1 protein-coding gene (only partly in view) is annotated in these 15,297 nt (G+C 74.4%); it reads left to right on the forward strand.

Annotated elements, in window-relative coordinates:
* Positions 1-15,297: the beginning of a type I polyketide synthase gene (locus OG352_RS33305; protein ID WP_329222050.1), read on the forward strand. It continues 21,633 nt past the right edge of the window; 15,297 of the gene's 36,930 nt are visible here — the first part of the coding sequence; its start codon is at positions 1-3; its stop codon lies off the right edge, out of view.

Here is a 15,297-nt window from a genome sequence, read left to right on the forward strand (position 1 = left end):
ATGGCCAATGAGGAGAAGTACCTCGACTACCTGAAGCGGGCCACCGCAGATCTGCGGGATGCCCGGCGCAGGTTGCGCGAGGTCGAGGAGGCGAGCCGCGAGCCCATCGCGATCGTCGGCATCGGCTGCCGCCTGCCCGGCGGGGTGCGCTCTCCCGAGGACCTGTGGCGGGTGGTGGCCGACGGCGTGGACGCGGTGGCGGAGTTCCCCGCCGACCGTGGCTGGCCCACGCCGGACGACGGCACGGCCGAGGCCGGTGCGCTGGCCGCCGTGCCCACGCTCAAGGGCGGATTCGTCTACGACGCCGGGGAGTTCGACCCCGGGGCCTTCGGTATCTCGCCGCGTGAGGCGCTGGCGATGGATCCGCAGCAGCGGCTGCTGCTGGAGACGTCGTGGGAGGCGTTCGAACGCGCCGGGATCGTTCCGGCCGCCGTACGCGGTCGGCAGGTCGGGGTGTTCGTCGGCGCGGCCGGGCAGGGGTACGGCGCGCTGCGGGGTGTGCCGGAGGGCGCCGAGGGACATCTGCTGACCGGCAACGCCACGAGCGTGGTCTCCGGTCGGCTCGCCTACACCTTCGGCCTCGAGGGCCCGGCGGTCACGGTCGACACCGCCTGCTCGTCGTCGCTGGTGGCGCTGCACCTGGCCGTACAGGCGCTGCGGTCCGGCGAGTGCGAGATGGCGCTGGCCGGCGGCGTGACGATCATGGGCACCCCCAGCATCTTCGTCGAGTTCAACCGGCAGCGGGGCCTCGCGGCCGACGGCCGGTGCAAGGCGTTCTCCGCCGACGCGGACGGCACCGGGTGGGGCGAGGGCGTCGGCATGCTCCTGGTGGAGCGGCTGTCGGACGCCCGGCGGCTGGGTCACCCGGTGCTGGCGGTGGTGCGCGGCACCGCCGTCAACCAGGACGGCGCGAGCAGCGGCCTGACCGCCCCGAACGGCCCGTCCCAGCAGCGCGTCATCCGGCAGGCGCTGACCAACGCCGGGCTCACCCCGCAGCATGTCGACGCCGTCGAGGCGCACGGCACGGGCACCGCCCTGGGCGACCCGATCGAGGCTCAGGCGCTGCTGGCCGCGTACGGGCAGGACCGCGCTGAGGACCAGCCGCTGTGGCTCGGCTCCCTGAAGTCCAACATCGGCCACACCCAGTCGGCATCCGGTGCGGCCGGCGTCATCAAGATGGTGATGGCCATCCGGCACGGGCTGCTGCCTCGCACCCTGCACGTGGCGGAGCCGACGCCGCACGTCGACTGGACGACCGGCGCGGTCAGCCTGCTCACCGAACCGACAGCCTGGCCCGAGACCGGTCGGCCCCGTCGCGCCGGTGTGTCCTCCTTCGGCATCAGCGGCACCAACGCGCACGTCATCATCGAGCAGGAGCCCCCGGCGGCAGACGCCCCCGAAGTCTCCGTCGCCCCTGATGTCTCCGACTCCTCCGACTCCTCCGACGTCTCTGGCGGGACCCCGACGCCCGGGAACGTCCAGCGCCCCCACATGGCGCCCTGGGCCCTCTCCGCAGCCACCGCCGAGGCGCTGCCCGGCCAGGCCGCCCGTCTGCTGGCGCAGTTGCGCCGCACTGGTGCGTCGTCGGCGCCGGACCCCTGGGACGTGGCGCTTTCCCTGGCCACCACCCGCACCGGCTGGCCGCACCGGGCCGTCGTACTCGGCACCGACGGCTCCGAACTTCTCGCCGGGCTGGCCCGGTTGGCGGGAGAGGCCGACACCGGCGAGGTGGTGCACGGCAGCGTCACCCGTGGCAAGCTCGCCTTCCTGTTCACCGGCCAGGGCAGCCAGCGCGTCGGCATGGGCCGCGAACTGCACGCCGCCGTACCGGAGTTCGCCCGCTCCCTCGACGAGGTCGCCGCGTGCTTCGACGGGTTGCTGGAGCGACCCCTGCGTGAGGTGCTGTTCGCCGAACCGGGTTCGCCGGAAGCAGAGTTGATCGACCGGACGGAGTTCACCCAGCCCGCGTTGTTCGCGATCGAGGTGGCGCTGTTCCGGCTGCTCATGTCGTGGGGCGTTCGGCCGGACTTCCTGGCCGGTCACTCGATCGGTGAGATCGCCGCCGCGTACGTGGCCGGGGTGTGGTCCCTGGAGGACGCGTGCACGCTGGTCGCGGCGCGCGGCAGGCTGATGGGTGCGCTGCCGGTGGGCGGCGCGATGCTGGCCGTCGAGGCGACCGAGGACGAGGTGCGTCCCGAGCTGGACGAGCGGGTCGCCGTCGCGGCGGTCAACGGACCCTCGTCGATCGTGGTCTCCGGTGCGGCGGAAGCCGTCGAGGAGCTGGAGACGCGCTGGCGTGAACAGGGCCTGCGCGTCAAACGATTGACGGTCAGTCACGCATTCCACTCCCCGCTGATGGACCCGATGCTCGCGGAGTTCCGCCGCGTGGCCGAGGGCCTGACGTACAACACCCCGCGTATCCCGGTCGTCTCCAACCTCACCGGTGAGGTGGCGTCGGCCGAGGAGCTGTGCTCTGCGGAGTACTGGGTGCGGCACGTCCGCGAGGCGGTCCGCTTCGCCGACGGCGTCCGTACGCTCGGCGCGCGCGGTGTGCGTACCTTCCTGGAACTCGGCCCGGACGGCGTCCTGACCGCCCTCGCCCAGGAGACCTTCGCCGCGACCGCCGACACCACCGGCGCCGACTGCGCCGCCGTGCCGCTCCTGCGGCGCGACCGGCCCGAGTCCCGCGCGCTGGCCCGCGCCCTCGCCGCACTCCACGTGCGCGGAGCCCTGCCGTCCGGCTGGGCCGGCTACCTCGCCCACACCGGCGCCCGTACGATCACGCTGCCGACGTACGCCTTCCAGCCCGAGCACTACTGGCTCACCGAGGCCCTCGCCGGCACCGCTGACAGCGGGGACGGCGCTGCTGCCGTCGCCACGGCCGGTGAGGCCGGGTTCTGGGACGCGGTGGAACGCGCCGACCACACCGCGCTCGCCGACGCCCTCGACCTCGGCCCCGACAGCGAGGACACCGCCGACGCGCTCGGCTCGCTGCTGCCCGTGCTCAGCGCGTGGCGGCAGCGTCAACGCGAGAACTCCGCCCTCAGTGGCTGGCGTTACCGCACCACCTGGCAGCCGTTCGCTCTGCCCGCCACCGCCGTACCGCTGACCGGCCGATGGCTGCTCGTGGTCCCCGAAGAGCACGACCGCGCCGAGCCGACGGCCATCGCCGACGCCCTGACCGGCTCCGGTGCGAGCTGCACCACCTTCACCGTCCGCCCGGACGACGACCGGGCAGCCCTGGCCGCCCGCCTCGCCGCCCTCGCCGCCGACGGCGCGCAGCCGCTGACCGGCCTTGTCTCCCTGCTGGCCGCCGACACCGCCCCGCACACCGCCGTGCCCGAGCTGACCGCCGGTTTCGCCGCCACCCTGCTGCTCTGCCAGGCCCTGGCCGACGCCGCGCTGGACGCACCCCTGTGGTGCCTCACCCGCGGTGCCGTGCAGGTCGGCCGCGCCGATGACGCCGCCGACCCCGACCAGGCACTGCTGTGGGGCCTGGGCCGGGTCGTCGCACTCGAACAGCCGGGCCGCTGGGGCGGGTTGATCGACCTTCCGGAGACCCTGGACGACCGCGCGGCGGCCCGTCTACGCGCCCTGCTCGCCTCCGGTGCCGGTGCCAACGCGGACGCTGCCGACTCGGACGCCGCCCCCGCCGTCAGTACGGGTGCCGCGGGCACGGGCGCTGCCACAGGCCCCGTGGAGGACCAGGTCGCGCTGCGCGCCACCGGCCTCTTCGCCCGCCGTCTCGAACACGCCCCGCAGTCCGGGCAGTCCGGCAACCCCGGGTGGCGTCCGCGCGGCACGGTCCTGGTCACCGGCGGCACCGGCGCGCTCGGCGGCCACGTCGCGCGCTGGCTGGCGCGGAACGGCGCCCAGCACCTCGTACTGACCAGCCGCCGCGGCCCCGACGCACCCGGCGCCCGTGAACTCGCCGACGAACTCACCGCGCTCGGCGCCCGCGTCACCGTCACCGCCTGCGACGTCACCGACCGGGCCGCGCTCGCCGCCGTCCTGGCCGCCGTACCGGCCGACACGCCGCTCACCGCCGTCGTCCACACCGCCGGCAGCGGCGAGATCCGCGCCCTGGCCGACACCACCCTCGCCGACGCCGCCGAGGTCGCCCACGCCAAGACCACGGGCGCCCGCCACCTCCACGAACTCCTCGCCGGCCAACCGCTCGACGCGTTCGTGCTGTTCTCCTCGATCGCCGGTGTCTGGGGCAGCGCGGGCCAGGCCGTCTACGCGGCCGCCAACGCCTACCTCGACGCCCTCGCCCAGCACCGCCGCGCCCACGGCCTGCCCGCCACCGCCCTGGCCTGGGGGCCGTGGGCCGGCGAGGGCATGGCAGCCGACCAGGACGCCCGCGACCACCTCCAGCGCCGCGGTCTGACCGCCCTGGACCCCGCCCGCGCGGTCACCGCCCTGACCGCCGCAGACGGCCCCGACGCCGGCCTGGTCATCGCCGACATCCGCTGGGACCGCTTCGCGCCCGGCTTCACCGCCGTCCGCCCGAGCCCGCTGCTGTCCGCCCTGCCCGAGGTGCGCGCCGCCCTCACCACCGGCACGCCTCCGGCCCGCCCCGTCGAGGGCACCGCGCTCACCCAGCGGCTCGCCGCCTGCCGTACGGACGCCGAACGCACCCGCGCGGTCCTGGACGCGGTGCGCGCCGAAGTCGCCGCCGTCCTCGGCCACAGCTCCGCCGACGGCGTGGACAGCACACGGGCCTTCCGCGACATGGGCTTCGACTCGCTCATCGCCGTCGAACTGCGCAACCGGCTCACCGCACTGACCGGGCTGACGCTGCCCACCACCGTGGCCTTCGACCACCCCACCCCGGCCGCGCTCGCCGCCTTCCTGCGCACCCGACTGGCGGACGGCGGCCCCGACGCCGCTGCGGCCACCGTCACCCGGCAGGCCACGACGTCCTCTGCCGACACCGACACTGACGGCGATCCCGTCGTCATCGTCGCCATGAGCTGCCGTTACCCCGGCGGCGTCGCCTCCCCCGACGACCTGTGGCGACTGGTCGCCGAGGACGTCGACGCCGTCACCGGCTTCCCCGCCGAACGCGGCTGGGACGCCGGCGCCCTGTACCACCCGGACCCCGACCACCCCGGCACCACCTACACCACCCAGGGCGGCTTCCTCCGCGACGCCGAACAGTTCGACCCCGCGCTCTTCGGAATCTCCCCCCGCGAAGCCCTCATGATGGACCCGCAGCAGCGGCTGCTCCTGGAGACCGCCTGGGAGGCGTTCGAACGCGCGGGCCTGGACCCCCGTTCGCTCCAGGGCTCCCGCACGGGCGTGTTCGTCGGCTCCAACGGCCAGGACTACGCGGCCCTGCTGGCCGCGGCGGCCGACAGCGGCGGCCCCAGCGGCGAGGGCTACCTCGCCACGAGCAGCGCCGCCAGCGTCGTATCGGGCCGGCTCGCGTACACGTTCGGGCTGGAGGGCCCGGCGGTCACCGTCGACACGGCGTGCTCGTCGTCGCTGGTGGCACTGCACCTGGCGGTGCAGGCTCTCCGGGCCGGCGAGTGCACGCTCGCGCTGGCCGGTGGCGTGACGATCATGTCCACGCCGGGCGCTTTCGTGGAGTTCAGCCGTCAGCGGGGTCTGGCGGAGGACGGTCGCTGCAAGGCGTTCGCGGCTGCCGCGGACGGTACGGGCTGGGGCGAGGGCGTCGGCCTGCTGCTGGTGGAGCGGCTGAGCGACGCCCGGCGCAACGGCCATGAGGTACTGGCCGTGGTCCGCGGTTCGGCCGTCAACCAGGACGGCGCGTCCAACGGCCTGACGGCCCCCAACGGTCCGGCGCAGCAGCGGGTCATCCGGCAGGCGCTGGAGTCCGCCCGGCTGTCGGCCGACCACGTCGACGCCGTGGAGGCGCACGGTACGGGTACGGCGTTGGGCGACCCGATCGAGGCGCAGGCCCTGCTGGCGACGTACGGGCAGGAGCGCGAGGACGACCGTCCGCTGCTCCTGGGCTCGGTGAAGTCCAACATCGGGCACACCCAGGCCGCTTCGGGCGTCGCGGGCGTGATCAAGATGGTCATGGCGATGCGGTACGGAGTGCTGCCCGCGACCCTTCACGTGGACGCGCCGAGTCCGCACGTCGACTGGTCGGCCGGTGCGGTCGAGTTGCTGACCGAGAGTGTGTCGTGGCCGGAGACGGGCAGGCCGCGTCGTGCGGCGGTGTCGTCGTTCGGCGTCAGCGGCACCAACGCGCACACCATCATCGAACAGCCCCCGGCCGCTGACATCGCCGAGGGCGACGGGGACCGCGCCGACCAGCCACTGGCATGGCTGCTGTCCGGCCAGAACGAGGCCGCCCTGCGGGCACAGGCCGCACGGCTCGCCGAGTTCGTCGGCGACCGCACCGACCTGGCCGCCGCCGACATCGCGCTGTCCCTCACCACCAGCCGCGCCGCTCTGACCCACCGCGCCGCGATCACCGCCGACGGCCGTACCGCCCTGCTGGAGGGCCTCGCCGCCCTCGCGGCCGGTGACCACGCGCACCCGGCCGTTGCGCGTGGCGCGGCGCGGGAGGATGCGCCGACGGCGTTCCTGTTCTCGGGGCAAGGTAGCCAACGGGTGGGTGCTGGGCGGGAGTTGTATGCCGCCTATCCCGTGTTCGCGGATGCGTTGGATGAGGTGTGTGCGCGGTTCGACGGGATGTTGGATCGGCCGCTGCGGGATGTCCTCTTCGAGGGCGAGGGCGAGGGCGAGGGCGAGAGGCTGATCGACCGGACGGAGTTCACTCAGCCGGCGTTGTTCGCGGTGGAGGTGGCGCTGTTCCGGCTGCTGGAGTCGTGGGGTGTGACGCCGGACTTCGTGGCCGGTCACTCGATCGGTGAGATCGCTGCCGCGTACGTCGCCGGGGTGTGGTCGCTGGAGGACGCCTGCGCGCTGGTGGCGGCGCGTGGTCGGCTGATGGGTGCTCTGCCTGAGGGCGGTGCGATGCTGGCGGTGGAGGCGTCCGAGGCGGACGTACTGCCTGAGCTGGACGAGCGCGTTGCCGTCGCGGCGGTGAACGGTCCGTCGTCGGTCGTGGTGTCCGGCGATGCCGTAGCCGTCGGGGAGTTGGAGTCCCGTTGGCGTGAACAGGGCCTGCGTGTCAAGCGATTGACGGTCAGTCATGCCTTCCACTCTCCGTTGATGGATCCGATGCTGGCGGAGTTCCGCCGCGTGGCCGAGAGGCTCACGTACGACAGTCCGCGTATTCCGGTCGTCTCCAACCTGACCGGCGAGATGGCCACGGCCGAGGAGTTGTGCTCTGCGGAGTACTGGGTCCGGCATGTCCGTGAGGCGGTCCGTTTCGCCGACGGGATCGCGACGCTGCACGGTCAAGGCGGCGTCCGTACGTTCATCGAACTCGGCCCCGACTCCGTGCTCGCCGCCATGGCCCAGAACACCCTGGCCGACCAGGGCGGGGACACCGCCTGTCTGCCCGTCCTGCGCCGGGACCGTGCTGATCGGCTGTCCCTCGCGGCAGCCGTCGCCGGACTGGCCGTGCGAGGCCTGGCCGTGGACTGGCCGACGGTCCTGTCGGGCACCGGTGCGCGGCGCGTCGGCCTGCCGACGTACGCCTTCCAGCGTGAGCGCTACTGGCCGCAGATCCCCGACGCCGTCGCGTACGGACAGGCGGCCGACCCGGCGGACCTGGCGGACGCGTCGGACGCGGAGTTCTGGGCCGCCGTGGAGCGCGGCGACCTCGCCGAGCTGACCGGTGCCGAGCAGAGCGCGGGATGGGAGGAACTGCTGCCGGTGCTGTCGTCCTGGCGGCAGGGCAAGCACCAGCGGATGACCGTGGACGGCTGGCGGTACCAGAGCGTCTGGCAGCCGTTGGCGGACGCCGGGCCGTCCGGTGCGCTGGGCGGTCGCTGGCTGCTGGCGCTGCCGTCGGACGTCGCGCAGCACGCCGACGCCGACGCCGACACAGACCCCTACGTAGACACAGACGCCGAGCGCATCGGCGATGCCTTGACGGCCGCCGGTGCCACCGTCGTTCCCCTCGTACTCCCCGCCGGGGCCGGGGGCGGTGTCTCCCGTCAGGCAGTCGTGGCGGCGCTGGCGGACGCGGACACCGAGAACATCGCCGGGGTGCTGGCCCTACCCGGGTTCGGGACGACCGCCGACCCGGCCGGCGACGCGCCGGACGCCGAGGGCGCGGGCGCACTGCTGGCCCTGTTGCAGGGCCTTGGCGATGCCGGGGTCGAGGCGCCGTTGTGGTGTGCGACGCGTGGTGCGGTGGCGGTCGGTCGCGCGGACCGGCTGGCCGCGCCGGGGCGGGCTGTGGTGTGGGGTCTGGGCCGGGTGGCGGCGCTGGAGTACCCGCAGCGCTGGGGCGGTCTGGTCGATCTGCCGGAGTCGCTGGACGAACGCTCCGCCGCCCGCCTCGTACGGGTACTGGGCCGGCGCGACGGGGACCAGGAGGACCAGGTGGCGGTACGGCCGTCCGGTGTCTTCGTACGTCGCCTGAGTCCCGCGCCCGCCGGGGCCGGGGCGGACTGGACCCCGTCCGGCACGGTCCTGGTCACCGGCGGTCTGGGCGGTGTCGGTGCGCGGGTCGCGCGCTGGCTCGCGGAGCACGGGGCCGAGCGGCTGGTGCTGCTGAGCCGCCGGGGCATGGACACGCCGGGCGCCGCCGGACTGCTGGCGGAACTGGAGGGCGTGGCGGCGACGGTGACCGTGACCGTGGCGGCCTGCGACGTGGCCGACCGGGAAGCCCTGCGGGCCGTCCTCGCGGACATCCCGGCGGACTGCCCGCTGACCGCTGTCGTGCACGCCGCCGGCGTACTGGACGACGGCATGCTGGACGGCCTGTCGCCCGAGCGGCTGGCCGACGTCCTGGCCGCCAAGGCGGTCGGTGCCTGGCACCTGCACGAGCTGACCCGCGACCTGGACCTCTCGGCGTTCGTCCTGTTCTCGTCGGTGTCCGGCACGCTGGGCGCGGCGGGCCAGGGCAACTACGCCGCCGCCAACGCCTACCTCGACGCGCTCGCGCAGCACCGGTCCGCCGCCGGGCTGCCCGCCACGTCCGTGGCCTGGGGCCTGTGGGCGGGCGCGGGTATGGCCGCCACCGGCACGGTGGCCGACCGCGCCGGCCGACTGGGCATGCCCGCCCTCGACCCCGAGCTGGCCGTGACCGCACTGGGCCGGGCGGTCGCCGATGAGCTGCCCGTACTCGCGGTCGCAGCGGTCGACTGGGCCCGGTTCGCCCCGGCCTTCACCACCGCCCGCCCGAGCGCGCTGCTCCTGGGCGTTCCGGCGGCCCGCCGCGCCCTGGAAGCCGCGGCCATCGCCGGTGAGCCCGCCGCCGGGCTCGCCGCCACGCCTGCGGACGGCGTCCTCGCCGAGCGGCTGGCCGGCCTGGCCGACGACACCGAACGGGCCCGGCTGGTCCTGGACCTGGTCTGCGCACATGTCGCCGCCGTCCTGGGCCATGCCTCCGCCACGACCGTCGAACCCGACCGGGCCTTCCGGGAGTTGGGCCTCGACTCGCTCACGGCCGTCGAACTGCGCAACCGCCTCGTCCGCGAGACCGGACTGCCCCTGCCCACCTCGCTGGCCTTCGACTACCCGACGCCGTCGACGCTGGCCGACTGGCTGCGCGACGAGCTGACGAGCGGCAGCGGCGACGACGACGCCGCCGATCGCCGTCCCGGTTCCGCCCGCGCCCTCACCCCCGTCCCCGCCTCCGCTCTCGCTCTCGACGAGCCCGTGGCCATCGTCGGCATCGGCTGCCGTTTCCCCGGCGGCGTCGACTCCCCGGAGGCCCTGTGGCGGCTGCTGGCCGAGGGCCGCGACGCGATCGGCGCGTTCCCCGACGACCGGGGCTGGGACCTGGACGCGCTCTACCACCCCGACCCCGAGCATCAGGGCACTTCGTACGTCCGCGTGGGCGGTTTCCTCGCGGAGGCGGGCCGCTTCGACGCCGGGTTCTTCGGGATCTCGCCGCGTGAGGCGCTGGCGATGGACCCGCAACAGCGGCTGCTCCTGGAGACCTCGTGGGAGGCCTTCGAGCGGGCCGGCATCGATCCGCAGTCGGCGCGCGGCTCCCGTACCGGCGTCTTCGTCGGCACCAACGGCCAGGACTACCCGGCGCTGCTCCTCGGCGCACAGGAGTCCGCCGAAGGCCACCTCGGCACCGGCAACGCCGCCGCCGTCGTCTCCGGCCGCCTCGCCTACACCTTCGGCCTCGAAGGCCCGACGCTGACCGTCGACACCGCCTGCTCCTCCTCGCTCGTCGCCCTCCACCTCGCCATGCAGGCGCTGCGCACCGGCGAGTGCACCATGGCGCTCGCCGGCGGTGCCACGGTCATGACCACCCCTGCCACCTTCGTGGAGTTCAGCCGTCAGCGGGGTCTGGCGGACGACGGCCGCTGCAAGGCGTTCGCGGCTGCCGCGGACGGTACGGGCTGGGGCGAGGGCGTCGGCATGCTGCTGGTGGAGCGGCTGAGCGACGCGCAGCGGCTCGGTCACCCGGTGCTGGCCGTGGTCCGTGGCTCGGCCGTCAACCAGGACGGCGCGTCCAACGGCCTCACGGCCCCCAACGGCCCGTCCCAACAGCGGGTCATCCGGCAGGCGTTGGAGTCCGCCCAGTTGTCGGCCGACCACGTCGACGCCGTGGAGGCGCACGGTACGGGTACGGCGCTGGGCGACCCGATCGAAGCGCAGGCCCTGCTGGCGACGTACGGCCAGGGGCGGAGCGCGCAACAACCGCTCCTGCTCGGCTCGGTGAAGTCCAACATCGGCCACACCCAGGCCGCCGCCGGTATGGCCGGCGTGATCAAGATGGTCATGGCGATGCGGTACGGAGTGCTGCCCGCGACCTTGCACGTGGACGCGCCGAGTCCGCACGTGGACTGGTCGGCCGGTGCGGTCGAGTTGCTGACCGAGAGTGTGTCGTGGCCGGAGACGGGCAGGCCGCGTCGTGCGGCGGTGTCGTCGTTCGGCGTGAGCGGCACCAACGCGCACACCATCATCGAGCAGGCCCCTGAGTCCCCCGAGGCCCCTGAGTCCGACGAGGCCCCTGTTGCCCCGGCGGTCGTCGTCCCCTGGATCCTGACGGCCCGTACCGAGCCCGCCCTGCGTGCTCAGGCCCGCCGCCTGGCCGCACACCTCTCCGCCCACCCGGCCGCGCCCCTCGACGTCGCCTACTCCCTGACCACCAGCCGCCGCGCCTTCGAGCACCGCGCCGCCGTCATCGGGTGCGAACCCGGCGACCTGCTCGGCGCGTTGGCATCGCTCGCCGACGGCCGCCCCTCCCACCGCGTCGTCCGCACGGCCGACGCCGACGCAGCCGGCGCGCGGATCCTGGGCCGCATTGCGTTCCTGTTCTCGGGTCAGGGCAGCCAACGAGTGGGTGCGGGGCGGGAGTTGTACGCCGCTTATCCCGTGTTCGCGGATGCGTTGGACGAGGTGTGTGCGCGGTTCGACGGGTGGTTGGACCGTCCGCTGCGGGATGTCCTCTTCGAGGGCGAGGGCGAGAGGCTGATCGACCGGACGGAGTTCACCCAGCCCGCGTTGTTCGCGATCGAGGTGGCGCTGTTCCGGCTGCTGACGTCGTGGGGCGTTCGGCCGGACTACCTGGCCGGTCACTCGATCGGTGAGGTGGCTGCCGCGTATGTGGCGGGTGTGTGGTCCCTTGAGGACGCGTGCACGCTGGTGGCCGCGCGCGGCCGGCTGATGGGTGCGCTGCCCGAGGGCGGCGCGATGCTGGCCGTCGAGGCGACCGAGGCCGAGGTACTGGCCGAACTCGACGAGCGCGTCGCCGTCGCTGCGGTGAACGGTCCGTCGTCGGTCGTGGTGTCCGGAGATACGGAAGCCGTCGATGAGTTGGAGTCGCGCTGGCGTGAACAGGGCCGTCGGGTCAAACAACTGACGGTCAGTCACGCCTTTCATTCCCCGCTGATGGAGCCGATGCTGGCGGAGTTCCGCCGCGTGGCCGAGGGCCTGACATACGACACTCCGCGTATCCCGCTCGTCTCGAACCTCACCGGTGAACTGGCCACGGCCGAGGAGCTGTGCTCTGCGGAGTACTGGGTCCGGCACGTCCGTGAGGCCGTCCGGTTCGCCGACGGGATCGCGACGCTGCACGGTCAAGGCGGCGTCCGCACCTTCGTCGAGCTCGGGCCTGACTCCGTACTCGCCGCCATGGCCCAGAACACCCTGGCGGCGGCCGAGGGCGAGCCGGACGGAGTCCTGGCCGTGCCGGTGCTGCGCCGGGAGCGCGGTGAGGACGAGACGCTGAACACCGCGCTCGCCGAGCTGCATGTACGCGGCGCCGCGCTCGACTGGCGGGCCCGGTTCTCGGGCGCCCCGGTCCGCCGGGTGGACCTGCCGACGTACGCGTTCGAGGACGTGCGGTACTGGCCCACCCAGTCCCGTACGCCCAAGGCGGCCGGGGGGACGGACGCGGCCGAGGCGCGGCTCTGGGAGGCCGTGGAACGGGCGGACCTGGACTCGCTGGCAGCCGCGCTGGACCTCGACACCACGGAACCCGGTACGGACGTGGAGCTGGCGGCGGTCACCGCCGCGCTGCCGGTGCTCGCCTCATGGCGCAACCGCCGCCGTGAGCGCTCGGCCGCCGACGAACGCCGTTACCGCCCGCGCTGGAAGCCGCTGACCGGCCTCGGCTCGGCCGAACTGTCCGGCGGCTGGCTGGTCGTCGTACCCGCAGGCGACAGCGCTACGGCTGACCTGGTCACCGCCGCTCTTGCCCGGGCGGGCGCCGAACCGGTGCGTCTCGAAGTGGACGGAAGCGATGGAGACGACGGACGTGACGGACGCGACGGAAGCACCCGCGAGGAGCTGGCCGCCGCGCTGACGGCCGCGCTGTCCGGCCCGTCGAGCCCGTCCGGCCCGTTGTCGGGTGTGGTCTCGCTGCTCGCGCTCGGTGTCACCGGCGAGTGCCCCGACCCCGCGTCGGTCACCGCTTCGCTGACCCTGATCCAGGCCCTGGGCGACGCTTCGGTCGACGCCCCGCTGTGGCTGCTGACCCGAGGCGCGGTCTCCGTCGGCCGTTCCGACCGGGTGTCGGCGCCCGCGGCGGCGGCGATGTGGGGTCTGGGCCGGGTGGCGGCGCTGGAGCTGCCGGAACGCTGGGGCGGTCTGGTCGATCTGCCGGAGTCGCTGGACGAACGGTCCGCCGCCCGCCTCGTACGGGTACTGGGCCGGCGCGACGAGGACCAGCTGGCCGTACGCGCCTCCGGCGTCTTCGTACGCCGTCTGGAGCGCACCGCCGCCGCACAGGGCTCGGCCCCGGCCCAGGCCCCGGCCTGGCAGCCCACCGGAACCGTCCTGGTCACCGGCGGCACCGGCGCCCTCGGCGGCCACGTCGCCCGCTGGCTGGTGCGGAACGGCGCGCAGCACCTGGTGCTGCTCAGCCGAAGCGGCCCGGAGGCCCCGGGAGCCGCCGAACTGGTCGCGGAACTGGCAGAGCTGTCGGAACTGGCGAACCCGGGCGCGAACCCGGGCGCGAACCCGGACGCGAACCCGGGCGCGAACCCGGGCGTACGGGTCACGGTCGCGGCATGCGACGCGGCCGACCGGGAGGCGCTGGCGGCGGTCATCGCGGCCATCCCGGCGGAGCTTCCGCTGACCGCGGTGATCCACACCGCCGGTGTCCTGGACGACGGCGTGCTGGACGGGATGTCCGCCCGACAGGTGCGGTCCGTCCTCCGGGCCAAGACCGAAAGCGCCTGGCTGCTCCACGAGTTGACACAGCCCCTCGACCTCCAGGCGTTCGTCCTGTTCTCGTCGGTGTCCGGCACGCTGGGCGCGGCGGGCCAGGGCAACTACGCCGCAGCCAACGCCTACCTCGACGCACTGGCCGAGTACCGGCACGGCCTCGGCCTGCCCGCCGCCTCCCTCGCCTGGGGCCCCTGGGGCGGCACCGGAATGGCCGTCGGCGGAGTCGAGGACCGGATGCGGCGCGGCGGCATGAACCCGCTCGACCCACGGCTCGCGGTCACCCTGCTCGCCCAGGCGGCGGGCGATGCGGCCGGCGATGCGGCCGGCGACCCCGTGCAGGTCGTCGCCGACATCGACTGGTCCCGGTTCGCCCCGGCCTACGCGGCCGTCCGCCGCAGCCCGCTGATCAGCGACCTCCCCGACGTACGGGAGCCGGCGGCCGCCACCGCCGCCCAGGACGCCGACGCTTCAGCCGAAGCCGTGCCGGGCGCCGAACTCGGCGCCCGCCTCGCCGGGTTGAGCCGGCCCGAGCAGGAGCGGGCGCTGAGCCGGCTGGTCGGCGAGCATGTCGCGTCGGTGCTGGGTCACGACTCGGCCGACGCCATCGCGGCCGACCGCGCCTTCAAGGATCTCGGCTTCGACTCGCTGATGGCGGTCGAACTGCGCAACCGCCTCGGGTCGGTGACCGGCCTGCGACTGCCGACCGGGCTGGTCTTCGACCACCCGACGCCCGCCGCGCTGGCGGCCTGGCTGCGGGAGCGGCTGGCCGGTGCCGGGTCGGCGGCGTCCGCGCCGACGACGACGGCCCTGCCGGTGGCGTCGCCTGCGTCCGCAGCGGCGGACGAACCGGTGGTGATCGTCGGTATGGGCTGCCGGTTCCCCGGTGGCATCGAGTCGCCGGAAGAGCTGTGGGCGCTGCTCGCCGACGGCCGGGACGCGATCAGCGGCTTCCCCGGCGACCGCGGCTGGGACCTGGACGCGCTCTACGACCCGGACCCGGAGCGCCACGGCACCTCGTACGTGCGGGTCGGCGGCTTCCTCACCGGCGCCGACCGCTTCGACGCCGCGCTGTTCGGCATCTCGCCGCGCGAGGCGCTGGCGATGGACCCGCAGCAGCGGCTCCTGCTCCAGACGGCCTGGGAGACCTTCGAGCGCGCGGGCGTCGCACCCGACGCGGTACGCGGCTCGCGTACCGGCGTCTTCGTCGGCACCAACGGCCAGGACTACGGCCACCTGCTCGTCGCCGCCCAGGAAGAGGTCGGCGGCCACCTGGGCACGGGCAACTCGGCGAGTGTCGTGTCGGGCCGGCTCGCGTACGCGTTCGGGCTGGAAGGCCCGGCCATGACGGTGGACACGGCCTGCTCGTCGTCGCTGGTCGCGCTGCACCTGGCGGTGCGGGCGCTGCGCTCGGGGGAGTGCGACCTGGCGCTGGCCGGCGGTGTGACCGTCATGTCGACTCCCACGACCTTCGTGGAGTTCTCGCGGCAGCGTGGTCTCGCGGCCGACGGCCGCTGCAAGGCGTTCGCGGCCGGCGCGGACGGTACGGGCTGGGGCGAGGGCGTCGGCCTGCTGCTCGTTGAGCGGCTGTCCGACGCGCGGCGCAAC

It is taken from the genome of Streptomyces sp. NBC_01485 (assembly GCF_036227125.1).
In the GTDB taxonomy this organism is placed as follows: domain Bacteria; phylum Actinomycetota; class Actinomycetes; order Streptomycetales; family Streptomycetaceae; genus Streptomyces.